The organism is Streptomyces sp. AC550_RSS872, from assembly GCF_019049285.1.
Classification (GTDB): domain Bacteria; phylum Actinomycetota; class Actinomycetes; order Streptomycetales; family Streptomycetaceae; genus Streptomyces.
Genome location: NZ_JAGMUL010000026.1, coordinates 291,873 through 308,516, shown reverse-complemented (window position 1 = coordinate 308,516; position 16,644 = coordinate 291,873). Strand labels below are relative to the sequence as shown.

At 70.3% G+C, this 16,644-nt stretch carries 14 protein-coding genes and 1 riboswitch; of the genes, 2 read left to right on the top strand and 12 right to left on the bottom strand.

Annotated elements, in window-relative coordinates; genetic code table 11:
• Positions 1-14 precede the first annotated feature (14 nt).
• The 8 genes from KUM44_RS13055 to KUM44_RS13020 form a co-directional block, all read right to left on the bottom strand.
• Entirely contained in the window at positions 15-1,208 is a 1,194-nt protein-coding gene (locus KUM44_RS13055; protein ID WP_217207989.1) for a glycine C-acetyltransferase, read from the bottom strand.
• Positions 1,209-1,259: 51 nt separating this feature from the next.
• On the bottom strand, positions 1,260-2,288 hold the full coding sequence (tdh, locus tag KUM44_RS13050) for an L-threonine 3-dehydrogenase (RefSeq protein WP_217207988.1): 1,029 nt from the start codon (positions 2,286-2,288) through the stop codon (positions 1,260-1,262).
• Between the two features lie 194 nt (positions 2,289-2,482).
• The gene (locus KUM44_RS13045; protein WP_217207987.1) at positions 2,483-3,058 is read right to left on the bottom strand and encodes a GAF domain-containing protein; all 576 of its coding nucleotides are present in this window, start codon (positions 3,056-3,058) and stop codon (positions 2,483-2,485) included.
• 61 nt (positions 3,059-3,119) lie between these two features.
• Positions 3,120-3,719 carry an ATP/GTP-binding protein gene (locus KUM44_RS13040; RefSeq protein ID WP_217207986.1) on the bottom strand — a complete coding sequence of 200 codons (600 nt, stop codon included), beginning with the start codon at positions 3,717-3,719 and terminating at the stop codon, positions 3,120-3,122.
• On the bottom strand, positions 3,697-4,068 hold the full coding sequence (locus KUM44_RS13035) for a DUF742 domain-containing protein (RefSeq protein WP_217208145.1): 372 nt from the start codon (positions 4,066-4,068) through the stop codon (positions 3,697-3,699). The genes KUM44_RS13040 and KUM44_RS13035 overlap by 23 nt, the downstream gene beginning before the upstream one ends.
• Before the next feature lie 2 nt (positions 4,069-4,070).
• Complete coding sequence (locus tag KUM44_RS13030) at positions 4,071-4,505, bottom strand: roadblock/LC7 domain-containing protein (protein ID WP_217207985.1); 435 nt, start codon at positions 4,503-4,505, stop codon at positions 4,071-4,073.
• A 104-nt stretch (positions 4,506-4,609) separates the two neighbouring features.
• Complete coding sequence (locus KUM44_RS13025) at positions 4,610-7,126, bottom strand: ATP-binding protein (protein WP_254389415.1); 2,517 nt, start codon at positions 7,124-7,126, stop codon at positions 4,610-4,612.
• 665 nt (positions 7,127-7,791) lie between these two features.
• Positions 7,792-9,039: an MBL fold metallo-hydrolase gene (locus KUM44_RS13020; protein ID WP_308402596.1), complete on the bottom strand. Its 1,248-nt coding sequence runs from the start codon at positions 9,037-9,039 to the stop codon at positions 7,792-7,794.
• A 181-nt stretch (positions 9,040-9,220) separates the two neighbouring features.
• Between KUM44_RS13020 and KUM44_RS13015 the strand changes: the two genes are divergently transcribed.
• Together KUM44_RS13015 and KUM44_RS13010 are read left to right on the top strand one after the other, a co-directional pair.
• Entirely contained in the window at positions 9,221-10,399 is a 1,179-nt protein-coding gene (locus KUM44_RS13015) for a Glu/Leu/Phe/Val dehydrogenase dimerization domain-containing protein (RefSeq protein ID WP_217207984.1), read from the top strand.
• Between the two features lie 68 nt (positions 10,400-10,467).
• Entirely contained in the window at positions 10,468-11,088 is a 621-nt protein-coding gene (locus tag KUM44_RS13010; RefSeq protein ID WP_217207983.1) for a TetR/AcrR family transcriptional regulator, read from the top strand.
• Between the two features lie 102 nt (positions 11,089-11,190).
• On the opposite strand, the gene KUM44_RS13005 is transcribed toward KUM44_RS13010, so the two are convergent.
• From KUM44_RS13005 to KUM44_RS12990, 4 genes are all read right to left on the bottom strand, one after another.
• A complete protein-coding gene (locus tag KUM44_RS13005) occupies positions 11,191-11,976 on the bottom strand; it encodes an SGNH/GDSL hydrolase family protein (protein ID WP_217208143.1) in 786 nt (261 codons plus the stop codon).
• Between the two features lie 145 nt (positions 11,977-12,121).
• Positions 12,122-12,838 (bottom strand): DUF6250 domain-containing protein, encoded by a 717-nt coding sequence (locus KUM44_RS13000; RefSeq protein ID WP_217207982.1) that lies wholly within the window; start codon positions 12,836-12,838, stop codon positions 12,122-12,124.
• Positions 12,839-13,047: 209 nt separating this feature from the next.
• Complete coding sequence (locus KUM44_RS12995) at positions 13,048-13,989, bottom strand: LysM peptidoglycan-binding domain-containing M23 family metallopeptidase (RefSeq protein WP_217207981.1); 942 nt, start codon at positions 13,987-13,989, stop codon at positions 13,048-13,050.
• 4 nt (positions 13,990-13,993) lie between these two features.
• A riboswitch (cyclic di-AMP (ydaO/yuaA leader) is annotated at positions 13,994-14,176 on the bottom strand.
• Positions 14,177-14,459: 283 nt separating this feature from the next.
• Positions 14,460-16,529: an alpha-galactosidase gene (locus KUM44_RS12990; RefSeq protein WP_217207980.1), complete on the bottom strand. Its 2,070-nt coding sequence runs from the start codon at positions 16,527-16,529 to the stop codon at positions 14,460-14,462.
• Between the last annotated feature and the right edge of the window lie 115 nt (positions 16,530-16,644).

Sequence of the window (16,644 nt, the reverse complement as noted above, 5' to 3'; positions counted from 1 at the left end):
GGGGCGGCCGGACGTCAGGCTTCCAGTTCCGCGCGGGCCGCGACGAAGGCGTCCACGGCACGGTTGACGTCGTCCGTCGAGTGCGCGGCGGACAGCTGGACGCGGATGCGGGCCTGGCCCTGCGGCACCACGGGGTAGGAGAAGCCGATCACGTACACACCGCGTTCCAGCAGCAGCTCCGCCAGCCGGCCGGCCTTGGACGCGTCGCCGATCATCACGGGCGCGATGGCGTGGTCGCCGGGGAGGACGGCGAAGCCCTCCTCGTTCATACGGCGGCGGAACAGCGCGGTGTTCTCGGCCAGCCGGACACGCAGGTCGTCCGCCGACTCCAGCAGGTCCAGCACCTTGAGGGAGGCCGCAGCGATCACCGGGGCCAGGGTGTTGGAGAACAGGTACGGCCGGGAGCGCTGGCGCAGCAGGGCGACGATCTCGGCGCGGGCCGCGACATAGCCGCCGGACGCGCCGCCGAGGGCCTTGCCGAGGGTGCCGGTGATGATGTCGACGCGGTCCATGACGCCGTGCAACTCGGGGGTGCCACGGCCGCCGGGGCCGACGAAGCCGACGGCGTGCGAGTCGTCGACCATGACCATGGCGTCGTAGCGGTCGGCGAGGTCGCAGATCTCGGCCAGCGGCGCCACGTAGCCGTCCATGGAGAAGACGCCGTCGGTGACGATCAGGCGGCGGCGGGCGTCGGCGGCGTCCTTCAACTGCCGTTCCAGGTCGGCCAGGTCACGGTTGGCGTACCGGAGGCGGCGGGCCTTTGACAGCCGGATGCCGTCGATGATCGACGCGTGGTTCAGGGCGTCGGAGATGACCGCGTCCTCCGGGCCGAGCAGTGTCTCGAAGACGCCGCCGTTGGCGTCGAAGCAGGAGGAGTACAGGATCGTGTCCTCCTGGCCGAGGAACGCGGAGAGCCGCGCCTCCAGTTCCTTGTGCACCTCCTGCGTGCCGCAGATGAAGCGGACCGAGGCCATGCCGTAGCCCCAGCGGTCCAGCGCCTCGTGGGCGGCGGCGATCACCTCGGGGTGGTCGGCGAGGCCGAGGTAGTTGTTGGCGCAGAAGTTGAGGACCTCGCCGCGGCGGCCGCCCGCGCTGACGTTGACGGTCGCGGACTGGGGGGTGTCGATGACCCGCTCGGGCTTGTGCAGACCGGCGGTGCGGATCTCGTCGAGGGTGGCGCGCAGGTCGTCGCGCACGGAGTCGAACATCGGAAAGCTCCTAGGAAGGCAGATGACTTACGCGGGGGCGTACGCGGGGACTCAGACGGTCCAGTCGAGGATGACCTTGCCGCCGCGACCGCTCGCCGCGTCGGCGAACGCCGCCTCGAAGTCGCGGTAGCCGTACCGGCCGGTGATCACGGCCGCGAGGTCGAGGCCACCCTCCAGCAGGACGGACATCGCGTACCAGGTCTCGAACATCTCCCGGCCGTAGATGCCCTTGATGGTGATCATCGAGGTGACGATCCGGGCCCAGTCGACCGGAAACTCCTGCGCCGGCAGGCCGAGCATGGCGATACGGCCACCGTGCGTCATGTTGGCGATCATGTCGCGCATCGCCTCGGGACGGCCGGACATCTCCAGGCCGATGTCGAAGCCCTCGCGCAGGCCGAGTGCGCGCTGCCCGTCGCCGATGCCCGTCTCCGACACGTTCAGCGCGAGGCTCACGCCGACCTTGCGGGCCAGCTCCAGCCGCTCCTCGCTCACATCGGTGATCACGACGTTGCGCGCGCCCGCGTGCCGGGCCACGGCCGCCGCCATCAGGCCGATGGGGCCGGCACCGGTGATCAGGACGTCCTCCCCGACCAGCGGGAAGGACAGCGCGGTGTGCACGGCGTTGCCGAACGGGTCGAAGATCGCGGCCACGTCGAGGTCGACGGGTACACGGTGCACCCACACATTCGCGGCCGGCAGCGCGACGTACTCGGCGAAGGCACCGTCCCGTCCGACACCGAGGCCGATCGTGGCCCGGCACAGATGGCGGCGTCCGGCCAGGCAGTTGCGGCACTTGCCGCACACCAGATGGCCCTCGCCGCTGACCCGGTCACCGACGGCGATGTCACCGACATCGCGCCCGACCTCGACGACCTCGCCCACGAACTCGTGCCCGAGCACGAGCGGGGTGCGGATCGCCTGCTGCGCCCAGCCGTCCCAGGACCGGATGTGCAGATCGGTGCCGCAGATTCCGGTGCGCAGCACCTTGATCAGTACGTCACCGGGTCCGACGGCCGGTTCCGGCACGTCCGCGAGCCAGAGCCCGGGCTCCGCCTTCTCCTTGACCAGCGCCTTCACGGTACGGCTCCTGTGCGTGAGTCCCAGTCGCGGGCATGCCGAAGACGCCCGCGGCGGGGAGGGGGTGGAATCGCACATGAATCTGCCGTACGGCGGCGCCAAGGTCCATCGAGGATTTCTTAAGCGGCGCCACAGCTTTCCTTCACGCCCTCCGCCCACCCTCGAAGGACGCGATCAGCTCCGCACGACGGGGTCTAGAGGGGCAGCCCGTCCGCCGCCCGCCGCTCCAGCCGCATCACCAGTTCCGCGGCGGACGCCTTGATGGTCTCCAGTCCGGCCTTCCCCCACGGCCGCGGCTCCACGTCGACGACGCACACCGTGCCCAGCGCCATACCCGCGGAGTCGATAAGCGGCGCACCCAGATAGGAGCGGATGCCGTACTCGTCGACGATCGGGTTCCCGGCGAACCGCGGATAGTCGCGGACATCCTCCAGAACCAGCGCCTTGTGTCGGACGACCACATGGGGGCAGAACCCATGGTCCCGCTCCAGATGGCGGCCCAGCTCCGGCTTGGTGTCGTCGCCCCGAGCGGGGCTCACGGTCGGCCGCACATGCAGGCCGGCGAAGAACTGCCGGTTCTCGCCGACGAAGTTGACCATGGCGTACGGAGCCCCGGTGAGCTCGGCGAGATGGTCCGCGAAGACATCCAGGGCCGGATCGGGGTGTTCCCCCAGACCCAGTTGGAACAGCCGCCGTGCGCGGGCGGGGGCCTCCTTGTCCTCAGGGGTGAGCAGCAGGCGAGCGACCGGATGGGGTGGGCCGTAGCTCATGGGCGGATTCCGTCGCTGTGGGCGTAGGGCATATGCGGCTCCGTGCTGGTGTGTGCGGATGTCACATGTGGGCGCCGTGACTCGGTGCGGGTGCCGGCGCATGGGCGATCAGGTGCCGGACCAGGGTCAGCAGGGTCTGGACACCGGAGCTGGAGATCCGGGCGTCGCAGCGGACGATCGGGATCTGCGGGTCGAGGTCGATCGCGGCTCGGACCTCTTCCGGGTCGTAGCGGTAGGAGCCGTCGAACTCGTTGATCGCGACGATGAAGCCGAGGCCTCGTTGCTCGAAGAAGTCGACGGCGGCGAAGCAGTCCTCCAGGCGCCGGGTGTCGGCGAGGATGACCGCGCCGAGCGCGCCCTCCGAGAGTTCGTCCCACATGAACCAGAACCGTTCCTGTCCGGGTGTGCCGAACAGATACAGGACGTGTTCCGGGTCGAGCGTGATGCGGCCGAAGTCCATGGCCACCGTCGTCTCGACCTTGTTCTCGACACCTTCGAGGCTGTCGGTCGCGGCGCTGACCGTGGTGAGCAGTTCTTCCGTGCTGAGCGGCGCGATCTCGCTCACCGCGCCGACGAAGGTCGTCTTGCCTACCCCGAACCCCCCTGCCACCAAGATCTTCAGTGCGGTGGGGAAGGGGTCAGAGCTGTCGTCGTAGTCCATCGAGCACTGCCTCCAGAAGGGCCCGGTCAGTCGGGTTGTGGTGGAACTCGGGGGGCTTGGTGGTGAGCGCCGCGCAGTCGACGAGGTCCGACAGCAGCACCTTGGTGACCGCGGCCGGCAGCTTCAGGTGGGCGGCGACCTCGGCGACCGAGACGGGGGCGCGGCACAGGTCGAGTGCCTGCTCGTGCTCGGGGCCGAGGTAGCCGAGGGGGGTCGCCCCGGTGGCCATGACCTGCGACATGAGATCGAGCGCGATGGTGGGCCGGGTACGGCCGTTGCTGACCGTGAAAGGGCGCACCAGCCGTCCGGCCGCGTCGTCGAGCCAGGGCCCGTCGCCGGCCGCCGTCACGTTCAAGGCCTCATCGCCGAGGGTTCGACGGGGTGCTGCCGGGGTGCGGTGACCAGGTACGGGCGGACGCTCTTGACCAGCATCGCCATCTCGTAGCCCAGCACCGCCGCGTCGGCCTCGCGGCCTGCCAGCACCGCGAGACAGGTGCCGGAACCGGCCGTCGTGACGAAGAGCAGGGTCGAGTCGAGTTCGACGACGACCTGGCGCACGTCTCCGCCGTCGCCGAACCGGACCCCGGCGCTGCGGCCCAGGGAGTACAGGCCGGAGGCCAGGGCGGCCATGTGGTCCGCGCTGTCCGGGTCGAGGCCGTGAACCGACTTCACAAGCCCGTCGCAGGAGAGGAGCACCGCACTGGTGGTGTGCGGGACACGCTGCACGAGGCCGCTCATCAGCCAGTCGAGATCGGAGACATGAGCGGTCGGCGCTTCGCTCGCCATGATGGATCGACTCCTTGGGGTACGAAGGTCAGCGGGAGCGCTGGGGGTGAGGGTGGGGGTGGGGGTGGACTTCCAGGCGGACGTCGAGCTGGTCACGGTCGTGGTCATCCGGCTGGTGCGCTCCCGTCGTGCCAGGGGGTGTGGTCGGAGCCGGGCGTGGGCCCGGGGTGGGTCTCGGTGATGTGGGGCGGGTCCATGGGCGATGCATCCGTGGACGGCCGGGAGTTCATGGAAGTCACGTCGGTGTGGAGTGCATCCAGGGCTGTCGGGCGCAGATGTGTGGGGTGTGTGGGCTGCACCCGACCCGTGTCCAGGCTCGTCGACTCCAGGTGGATCGACGCCGGGCGCATGAACTCCAGGCGTGTCGGGTCCGGGTCGGTCGACGTCAGGTCGGAGGGCTGGTGCGGCGAGGGGCTATAGGCGGATGTGGTGCCTTGGGTGCTGGCGGTGTGTGCCGAGCCCATGTGAACTGCGTCCATGTGGACTGCGTCCATGTGGCTCGCGCTCACGTGGTCGGGCACTGTGTGGTCGAACGCTGTGTGGTCGAACGCTGTGTGTCCCGAAGCCATGTGGCCTGACACCGTGTGCGAGGTGCCCACGTGGCCTGCGCCCTGGTGCCCCGCATCCATGTGCCCACCGCCCATGTACTCGGCATCCGTACGCCCGGCGTCCACACCTCCGGTCTCGACATGGCCAACGTCCACATGCCCGGCCTCCAGGTGTGCCGACTCCATATGGCTCGACTCCCCGTGCGCCGACTCCATGTGCGCCGACTCCATGTGCTGCTGCGTCTCGGCGAGTCCGATCCCCCGCTGGAAGGCGGCCATCAGACCCGGGTCGTGCCCAGCCAGCTGGTCGGTCTCCTGGCGTGGCACGGGTGCGCTCCGCAGCTGGGGCACGATGTGTTCCTGCGCCCGGCGGCGGGGCAGTTGGGGCTTGCCCATGGTGCCGCGGACGGTGCCGGTGCGCGGGGTCGGCGGTGCGGCGGTGTTCTCCGCGACAACCCGACGTTCGTCGGGCCTGATGCCGGGCAGGGCCTCCGCCGGGTTGGCCCGCTCCTCGCGAGCGCCACGCACGGGCAGCGGTGCCGGCCCGTTGCCATGAGCCCCGGAGGGCGCACTCCAGCCACCGGACTGCGGCTGCGGCGGCTGCTGCCGACGCGAAGCGCCCGCCGAGGCCTCGGCCGCACCTCGCTGCCCGCCCTCCGACGCGGCCGATGCCGCCGATGCGGCAGGTTCGGCGGGTGCGGCCGACGTGGGCCGCCGAAGCTGCTGCGGCGTCACCGGCGCCTGTTGCGGACGTGCCTGTGGGGTGGAGCGCGGCGGTACGGCCGCGCCCACACCGGCACCGGCACCGGCACCTGCCACCCCTGTCGGGTCCTGCGCCCGCGGCGCACCGCCACGGCGGCTCTCCGGCTCCGCCCCCAACAACCCCTGTGGCACGACGAGTACGGCTTGGACACCGCCGTAGATGTTCGTCTGGAGCCGCACATGGATGCCGTGTCGCTTCGCGAGCTGGGAGACGACGAACAGTCCGATGCGTCCGTCGGCCAGCAGGCTGGCCACGTTGACCTGGTCGGGGTCGGCGAGCAGGGCGTTCATGCGGTTCTGTTCGCCGACGGGCATGCCGAGCCCGCGGTCCTCGACCTCGACGGCGAGGCCCGAGGTCACCAGGTTGGCACGGAGCAGGACCTGGGTGTGCGGGGCGGAGAACACCGTGGCGTTCTCGACCAGTTCGGCCAGCAGGTGGATGACGTCGGCGACGGCGTGTCCGCGCAGGGTGCCGTCGATGGGCGGCACGAGCTTGACCCGCGAGTACTGCTCGACCTCCGCGATGGCCGAGCGCAGCACCTCGGTCATGGAGACCGGGTTGCTCCACTGGCGGCGGGAGACGGCGCCGCCGAGCACGGCGAGGTTCTCGGCGTGGCGGCGGATACGGGTGGCGAGGTGGTCGACGTGGAAGAGGCCCTTGAGCAGGTCGGGGTCCTCGATCTCGTTCTCCAGCTCGTCGAGGATGGAGATCTCGCGGTGGACGAGCGACTGAAGGCGCCGGGCGAGGTTGACGAAGACCTCGAGTTTCTGTTCGCTGCCCGCCTGGCTGGAGAGCTGGGAGGCCTGGACCACAGCGGTGACGGCGCCGTCGTGGGCGCGGGCCAGGTCGGAGGCGAGTAGTTCGAAGTCGTCGGCGTCCTCGGGCGGACCGCTGCGCGGCTTGCGCTTCGGCGGGCCGTCACCACGGCGCAGTGCCTCTACGAGGGTGCGCAGATCGGCCTCGCCGCGTGCGCTGTTGCGGCGCAGCGCGCCGATGCGGTCACTCACGGACCTGGCGGTGCGGTTGGCGGCGACCGCGGCGATCAGGATGCCCGCCACGGTCACCGAGACCGCGCCGGCCAGCACGCCCCACAGGGTCAGGCTCGGCCGAGCCCCGGTGGAGCGCACGACGAACAGCACGGCCGCGCAGGCGCTGAGCGACACCGCCACGGGTGGCAGCACTGCCAGGCGCAGCAGTTGGGGCCGTATATGGGTCTCGGGCAGCGCGGTTGCGGTGCGGACGGCCGGGCGCCCGTGCCGCCCGCCCTCACGGCGGTCTGCGCGTGCGGCCGGGGCGCGGAGTTGAGACATCAGGGTCCTCGTACTGGTCCGTCGGTCGGGGCCTTGGGTGTGCGCGCGGTCTGCGCGGCCCGGGGCATGCGCCATCGCTGTGTCGGTCCACGGAGCCGACGAATTCGGCTCCGTGTCGCCCAACGGACACTGACAGTAGTCGCCTCCGCATCAAGTGCGGTGGGCAGTTGACAAAGTCCCGCAGGCAGCGTCCCGCTCTGGTATGAGGTCTCGTACGACAGACCGATAACCCGCTCCGCCGTTCATCCATAAGAGGCAATCGAACGATCAGACCTGGTCACAAGCGGTCACGAAGAAAAGTCGAGCGGCGGGGCGCTTCAGCCGCCGCACGCCTCGCAGGCCGTGATTCCCTCGCCCGCGGCAGCTCTGGCCGAGACGATTCCGCACTGCGCGCGCCCCGTTCACCGACTCCGGTCATGTCACGGGCCGTATCCGCGCGCAATGCTCCGCGAACGCTCCGAAGCGCTCCCACGCGCCCCGCGCGAACCACCTTGGACGGGCGCTGGAAGAGCAGCGGGCGCCCGATGGGGCGCCCGCACGATGTCGTTGTGCGCCGCGGCGAGTTCCCGCTCCGCAGCGAGTTCGACGTGCGCGACAGCAGTGCGACGCACACCACAGCGGGCCCCGTCCCACAACCGACGGGGCCCGCCAAAGTCTCGGCCGCGCTAGCCGACCGCCACGCTGTCAGGCCTGTCCGGCGTGTCCGGGGTATCCGGCGTGTCCGGGGTCTCCGAGGTATCCGGGGTGTCCGGGGTGTCCGGCCCCGGCGCGACCGGCGGCCAGGTCGGCCACCCCGCGGCGGGCTCCTCGGCCGCCGCACGCCACCACGGCGTCACCGGCGGCACCGAGGCCGGCTCGAAGGGCTCTCCGCAGAGGGGCGCCGCCATGGTGACCCCGGCCTTGTGCGTGGCCCGCATGGTCCGCTCCGCCGGCTCGGCCCAGGGATGCGTCGCCAGGTTGAAGGTGCCCCAGTGGATGGGCAGCATGACGCCCGCGGCCGGATCGCCGCCCTGAAGGTCGAGGTGCGCCCGGACGCCCTCGTCCGGCGTCATGTGGATGTCGGGCCAGAAGTCCGAGTAGGCGCCGAGCTGGATCATCGTGGCGTCGAACGGGCCGTGTTCGGCGCCGATGTCCTTGAAGCCCTCGAAGTAGCCGGTGTCGCCGCTGTGGTAGATCCGGTGCTCGTCCGAGGCGACGACCCAGGACGCCCAGAGGGTGTGCTGGGTGTTGCGCAGGCCGCGGCCGCAGAAGTGGCGGGCCGGGGTGGCCGTCAGGGTGAGGCCGCCGATCTTCGTCGTCTCGTGCCAGTCCAGCTCGCGCAGCCGGTCGGCCGGCACGCCCCAGTGTTCGAGGTGGGCTCCGACGCCGAGCGGTACGGCGAACAGCGTGTCCGTGCCGACCAGCGCCTTGATGGTGGGCAGGTCGAGGTGGTCGTAGTGGTCGTGCGAGATCACGACGACGTCGACCGGCCCGAGCGCGGCGAGCGGCAGCGGCACAGGGTGCAGCCGCTTGGGGCCGGCGAAGGGGAACGGCGAGCAGCGCTCGCCCCACACGGGGTCGAAGAGCACCCGGTGCCCGTCGATCTCCGCGAGGACGCTCGAATGTCCCATCCAGGTCAGGCGCAGCCCGCCGGCGGGCGGTTTCGCAAGGTCGGCGTAGGTGGTGGGGTGGATCGGCACGGTGGACTTCGGAGCGCGGCGGGGCCGGGTGTCCCGGTCGAAGAAGACCTTGGCGAACTCCAGCATCGAGCCGGACGGTCTGGTGCGGGCGACACCCCCGGGGTTCTGGAAGACCCCGTCCCGGAAGTGCGGCGATCTGCGGATACGCGCCATGCGCTCACCGCTCGGGTCCACGCCGAAGGCCTCGGGCCGCAGGGCACGGAGCCCCGAGCTCGGGAAACGAAAACCGGCCACGGTACCTCCAGGTGGAGTCGGTGAGAAATTCCATTATGGTCGGCCCCTCCGACAACCCCGTACACCCCTGATCCATTCCGCCGCACTCCCGATATTGACATGTCCCCACCCGCCTCCGATACTGACCCATCGTTCAGTAAGCGCACGGCACGCGGCTCTCGCCCCCTCCCCCGGAGTCCCCATGACCACCCCCCTGCTGTCGCTCACCTGGACCGACGACGTCACCGGCCGCCAGGGGTTCCTGGTCATCGACCGGCTGGTGCGCGGTGTGTCCAGCGGAGGGCTGCGCATGCGGCCGGGATGCACATTGGACGAGGTCACCGGGCTCGCCCGTGGCATGAGCCTGAAGGAAGCGCTGCACTACGACCCCGACGCCCGGTACGTACCACTGGGCGGCGCCAAGGGCGGCATCGACTGCGATCCCCGGGATCCGGAGGCGTACGCGCTCCTGGTGCGCTACCTGCGGACCATGCGGCCGTACATCGAGAGCTTCTGGACCACGGGCGAGGACCTCGGGCTCACCCAGGACGTGGTCGACCGGGCGGCCGCCGAGGCGGGGCTCGTCTCGTCCGTGCAGGCCGTGTATCCGCTGCTGGACGACGAGGCCGGCGCGCGTCGGCGGCTCGCGGACGCCTTCGCGGTCGAGGTGGACGGCATCGGGCTGGACGAACTGGTCGGCGGCTGCGGGGTCGCCGAGTCGGTGCTCACCGCGCTGGACCGGGCTGGTGTGCCGTGCCGCCGGACACGAGTCGCCGTGCAGGGCCTCGGGACGATGGGCGGGGCCACGGCGCGCTTCCTCACGCGCGCGGGGCTCACGGTCGTGGCTGTCGCCGACATCAAGGGCACGATCGCCAACCCGGCGGGCCTCGACGTCGAGAGCCTGCTGGCGGCACGGGACGCGTACGGCACGGTCGACCGCGCGGCGCTGCGCCGAGGCGACCGCGAACTGCCCGGCGAGGCCTGGCTGTCGGTCGAGGCCGAGGTGCTGGTGCCGGCGGCCGTCTCGTATGTGATCGACGCCGGGAACCAGGGGCGCGTCAGCGCCCGCTGGATCGCCGAGGCGGCGAACATGCCCGTACGGCCGGACGCGGAGGAGGCGCTGGCCGCGCGGGGCGTCATGGTGCTGCCGGACGTCGTGGTCAACTCGGCCACCAACGCCTGGTGGTGGTGGACGCTGTTCGGCGACATCGGCCCCTTTGCGGACGAGGCCTTCGCCCACACACGGCGCTCGATGCGCGCCTTGACCGACCTCACGCTGGCCCGCGCGGAGGCCGAGGGGACGACGCCCCGGGCCGCCGCGCACGCCATCGCGGCGGACCGGTTGCCGGTGATCGCCGAACGGTTCGGCCGGCACCGGTGACGGCGGACGAGGTCTCTGACTCGGCCTCGGCCCGGAAACGGTCCGTGACGAGGCTTTAGGGTGACCGGGTGGCGAGAGTGCGGTTGAGCGTGGCGGAGCGGCGCGAGGAGTTGCTGCGGGCCGCCGTCGAGCAGATAGCGGCGCGGGGCGTGGCGGCGGTCAGGATCGCCGACGTGGCCTCGGCGCTCGGGGTGAGCAACGCGCTGGTGCTCTATCACTTCGCCACGAAGGAGAAGCTGGTCGCCGCCGCGTTCACCCACGCGGCCGAGGGTGACCTGACCCGTCTGCGCAGGATCCTGGGCCGGCGTACGACGGCGCTACGACGGCTGCGGACGGCCGTGCGCTGGTACGCGCCGACCGGTCAGGCCAAGGGCTGGCGGCTGTGGATCGAGGGCTGGGCGGGAGCGCTGCGGGAGCCCGCGCTGCGGGAGGTCACTCGGGACCTCGACCGGCAGTGGAAGGGCGCCATCGCCGAGGTCATCACCGAGGGCGTGGCCGCCGGCGAGTTCGTCTGCGCGGACCCCACCGGCACCGCCCTGCGGCTCACGGCCCTCCTCGACGGGCTCGCCGTACAGCTGACGTCGTACCGCGGCGCGGTGTCACGCGCGCGTGCCCAGGAGTGGGTGGACGAGGCTCTGGCTCGGGAACTGGGGCTGGAGCGGGAGGCGTTGACGGCCTCGACGCGGTGAGGTCGTTTCGTTCGCCGAGAGGTCGGGGCGACGCTCCCCTCGACAGCCGTGTGGGCCGCGCCCCCGAACGGGACGCGGCCCAGACCGAAACGAAGCGGCGCTTCAAGCCACCGATTCGATCCGCATCTTGATGTCGTCCGGGGACAGTGCGCCCTTGGCCGTCACGTGGTCCCCCGAGGACTCGCCGCGCAGGCGCCGCCCGATCCACGGCACCAGGTACTCCCGCGCCCAGTGGACGTCGTCCCGGCGGATCTCCAGGGTGCCGCGGGGCGGGAGCGGTGGCCAGGGCTGGTCCGGGTCGGCCGGGATGTCCAGGCCGAGGACCTGCCCCGCGCGGAGCGCCACGCGCGTGTGCCCCTCGGGAGACAGGTGGAGCCGGTCGTCGTCCCAGGCCCGGCGGTCCTGAACGGTCTTCAGGGACCACAGGTCGAGCACCGGGCAGCCGTACCGGTCGGCGACGGCCCGCACATGGCCGTTGTAGGTGGCGATCTTGCCGCGCAGGTGCTTCAGCACGGGGACGCCACGGGTGTCGAAGCCGGTCGTCACCATGACGGTGCCGGCCACGGCGGTGAGCCGGGCGATGGCCCGCTCGAAGCGCTCGGCCACCTCGTCGGGGTCGGTTCCGGGTCGGATGATGTCGTTGCCGCCCGCACAGAACGAGACCAGGTCCGGGGCCAGTTCGACGGCCTTCGGGAGCTGGTCCTCGATGATCTGGTCGAGCAGTTTGCCGCGCACGGCGAGGTTCGTGTAGTTGAAGTCGCCCTCGGGGCGCCGGTCCGCGAGCAGGACCGCGAACCGGTCGGCCCAACCGACGAACGCCCCGTCGGGGCCGGGGTCGCCGACGCCCTCGGTGAAGCTGTCCCCCACCGCAACGTACGACCCGATCACTGATCTGCTGTCACTCTTCGAATCGTCTGCCACATCGGCACATGATTCACCTTCGAATGTGACCTACGCGACCGTAGGCAAGGGTTGACGAGCGGTGAGATAAGCCACTTCCAAAGGGTTCACCAAACGTGGAATATCCCTCTGATCAGGGGTGTTGTGGGCGCAGCCGCCATACCCGGATGTCGCTGACCCGGAAGTGGCTCCATACGGTCCGGAAGGCGAAGTGCCCACTGGTGTACGGCTCCTGGTCGGTGTGGCCGAAGACGAGCCGCCCGTTGTTCCACCACTGGACGGTCGGGCCGTCGGAGACGATACGGACCCGGTTCGGCTGGTTGGCCACCAGCAGCGGCTCCGTGTAGTCGAGGATCAGCGGACGGACACCGGCCTCGCCGACGTACCGGCGCAGCCGTGTCGTGGTGTTGTAGTTGGCGCCGTAGCCGGCGTAGTACGCCTTGAGGTGGTCGTACTCCTCCAGCGCGCCGCCCCGCCGGGTGGCGAAGAGGTCGTCCGGGGAGCGGACGTCGACGGCGTTCCAGAAGTTGTTGAGGTCGGAGACACGGTCGTTGGGTCCGCCGGCCGAGACGGCGGTGGCCGTGTACTCGAGGACGTACGGCCCTTCGAGCCGCTTCTTGAACCACACCGTCGCCCCGCCCGGTACGTCGATCTCCAGCACGCCGCGTGAGGCGGTGACGGTACCGCCGTTCTGAAGCTCGGTCACCCACTGGCCGAGACCGTGGCAGAAGTCGTCGCGGGCGATCAGTCGGCGGCCGCGAGGAGCGGCGCTCGCCACGCCTGCGGGGGCCGGCGCCCCGAGGGCGGCACCTGCGGCCAGGATGCCGAATGCTCTGCGCGTGGTCGACACGGATGGGCTCCTTCGCATGGGACCACAGGACAGAAAGCGCTTGCTCCAACCGAACGGGGATCACTCTCCCCCATCACTCCGTCACTGTCGACACACCCGGGCCCACCAGGGCTCCCGGAACAACCGGGACACGCCGAAGGCCGGACCCGGGGATCGAGGTCCGGCCTTCGGTTGCGTGTCAGGCAGGTGGTGTGCGCGAAGGGCCGCCGTCAGCCGATGGCGACACCCTTCGAGCGGAGGTAGGCGACCGGGTCGAGGTCCGAGCCGTAGTCCGGCGTGGTGCGGATCTCGAAGTGGAGGTGCGGGCCGGTCGAGTTGCCCGTCGAACCCGAGAGGCCGATCTGCTGGCCCGCCGTCACGGTCTGGCCGCTCGAGACGGAGAGCGAGGACAGATGGGCGTACTGGGCGTAGTAGCCGTCTGCGAGCTGGATGACGACCTGGTTGCCGTACGCACCGGCCCAGCCGGCCGAGACGACGGTGCCCGCGCCGACCGCCTTCAGCGGGGTGCCGGTGGCGGCGGCGAAGTCGACACCGGTGTGGTAGCCGCTCGACCACATGCTGCCCGCCACCTTGTAGCCGGTGCCGACGGAGGCGCCGGAGACGGGGGCGGAGAAGCCGCTGGGACTGCCGGCGTTCTCGGCGCTCCGGTCGCTCGTGGTCGCCTTCGCCGCGGAGGACTTCGCGGCGGTCGAGTCGGCGGACGACTTGGACGGCTCGGAGGAGGAAGACGAGGGGGAGGACGACGACTTGGGTGCGCTCGGCGTCGTCCCCTTGCCGCCGATGGAGAGCTTCAGGCCGGGGTGGATCAGCGACGGGTCGTCGCCGACGGACTCGCGGTTGTCGGCGTAGAGCTTCTTCCAGCCACCGCTGACGTTCTGCTCGTCGGCGATCTTCGAGAGGTAATCGCCGACCTTCACCGAATAGGTCCGCAGGCCCGCCTTCTTGTCCGAGGCCTTCTTCTCGACCGCCTTCTTCTCGGCGACCGGAAGGGACTGAACGGCCTTTTCCGAAACGGACTGCGCGGGAGCGGCGTGGGCGTTGGTGGCACCGATGAGCGGGAGAGCGAGAGCGGCGCCACCGGTTCCGGCAACGGCGATGGAGCGGGTGAAGCGCAGGGACTTCGGGCGGCGGTGCTTACCCTTCGCGGGCATGACGAATTCCTCTCCGGCGCCTACGAGGTGAGCTGTCGGGTGCGGGCTGGAGATGCCCGGTCGCGTGGGGACGCGACTTGACCCCAAGCCTGTTCCGGAGACCGGAACAGGCGGTTGTACCTGTGGGTCCCCCGCTCCTGCCGTTCACGGGTGAGTTTGCGCGGGATCCGGTCGGCGGCAGGATTAGGCGTCCGTCCGGATTGGTGGCGAACGTAAGCGAGGAAGACGCAAGGGAACAAGTGAGAGGTTCCGTCCGAATGCGTTCCCGTTGATCCCTTGTGAGAATTACCCGTCACCCTGCGTGAATTATCGAGGCACCGTCGGACTCAAAACCCCTTGAAAAGCAGGTGAATTACATGAGCATGACGGGCGACACACGGTCACGAATATGACGCTCCTCACGTGACACTGCTCCACCTTCCTTTACTCCAGAGCGAGTTGGAATGAAGGCGCCAATTCGGACAGAAACCCTAGATGCGACGCAGCCGGATAACCGTCGCATCGAGGTCACCGCGCAAGCCGGTACGAAGTCCGTGATGTACCAATACAGCACCTCGGTGAACTTCGCCCGTTTCAGGGCATTCATACGACGCTGTCAGGTCGAGAGCGCGCAAGCGCAGCGCCGGAACGGGTTCGCCGAAGCTCTGCGCCTGGAGCCAGGCGAAAACAACCGTTTCGTCCCCCAATGCGTACTGCACCGCACTCAGCCCGCCCCGCGGAGCCCGCAACCGATACAGGTCACCGCGCTGCACCACGGGCCGGATCTCCTTGTAGAGGGTCACCCATTCCCGGGCCTCGGCGAGCTCCTCCTCGGTCCACCGGGTGAGGTCGCCGCCGACCCCGAGCACCCCGGCCATGGCGCTCACGAACCGGAAGCGCAAGGAGCTGGCGCGGTTGTTGAGCATGGCGTTCGGGCTGTCGGTGACCCAGGCGGCCATGGCCCGGGCCGGGTGGAGCTGACTGAAGCCGTGCTGGATGGCGAGCCGGTCGAGAGGGTCGGTGTTGTCCGAGGTCCAGACCTGGTCCGTGCGGCTCAGCACGCCGAGGTCGATCCGTCCGCCACCGCCCGAGCAGGACTCGAAGGCGACTCCGGGGTGGGCCGCGCGCAGCCGGTCCAGCAGGCCGTACAGGCCACGTACATGGTCGACCCACAGGCGCTGCGGGTACGGCTCGCCGGGCCAGCCAGCGTCGGTGAAGCAGCGGTTGAAGTCCCACTTCACATAGTCGATCGGAGCACTGGAGAGGAGCCCGTCGAGCTGCTCCCAGAGGTACTCCTGGACGTCGTCGCGGGCGAGGTTCAGTACGAGCTGATTGCGGAACTCCGTCCGCTTTCGTCCCGTTTGGTGCTGTACCCAGTCCGGGTGCGCGCGGTACAGCTCGCTGTCCGGGTTGACCATCTCCGGTTCGACCCAGATGCCGAACCGCATGCCGAGGGCGTGCACGTACTCGGCGAGCGGCTTGAGACCGGACGGGAAGCGGTCCGGGTTGGGCGTCCAGTCGCCGAGGCCCGCGCGGTCGCTGGTGCGCGTCCCGAACCAGCCGTCGTCGACGACGAACAGCTCGACACCGATGGCCGCGGCCCGCCGCGCGAGCAGGCTCTGCTGCTCCTCGGAGATGTCGAACTCCGTCGCCTCCCAGGAGTTGAACAGCACCGGCCGGTCTTGGTCGGCGTTCGGGATCACGTACGCGCGCTGGTACGCGTGCCAGGCCCGGCTCGCCCCGCCGTAGCCACCGTCGCTCCACAGACCGGCGAAGACGGGCGCGGTGAAGGACTCCCCCGGCGCCAGCCGCAGCAGGCCCGATTCGTCGTACCCGGCCCCGCCGGTGATCTGCACGCGCGCGTCGGGGAGTTGCGCGACGGCGATGCGCCAGGACCCGGACCAGCCGAGGGCGCAGCCGTAGACCTCGCCGCGCTCCTCGGTGGCGTCGGTGTCGAGGGCGACCCACGGCAGGTGCTGGTGCCCGGTGTGCCCGCGGCGGCTGCCGATGACCTTCTCACCGTAGGTGAGGGGAGCCCGGGCCAGCCGGGACTCGGCGCCCCAGCGGCCGTGCAGCTGCGACAGCCGCCAGTCCTCGCGGTCGGGCAGCGTCCAGGCGGCCGAGTCGGCGCGCAGCAGCTCCAGGGCGGATCCCTGGTTGTCCAGGGTCACCCAGCGCTCCACGACGTCCTCGCGCATCCGGTAGTGCAGGGTGACGGTCAGCCCGTCGTCACAAAAGCGCAACCGCAGCTCGTCGCCCTCGGTCTCGTACCGCTCGAAACCCCACTCGGTGCCGCGCCGCTCGTCGGTGCGCACGGACAGGGCGGGCCGTACGAAGCGGGGACCGCCTTCGACCGGGTACTCCTCGCGCCCGTCGAGCGGGGACTCGAAGGGCCAGTACTCCGGCAGCGGCCGTACGGCGAGGGCCTCGGCGTCGGCGAGCGCGATCCGCGGCCCCCAGTGGAGGTGCACAAGCTCGTCGGCGTCGGTCAGATGGACGGCGTAACTGCTGGTCTGCCCAGTCAGGAGCCACGTACGGCCGTTGTCGGAGATCTCCAGCATCAAGCCCTCACAGAGACGAACAGGTGCGATCAAGTACCAACATCATCAAGGTCCACGCGCTCCTGAGGCAACGCCTGTGGACAACTCATTGCCTCAGGAAGCCATGTCGTATGGT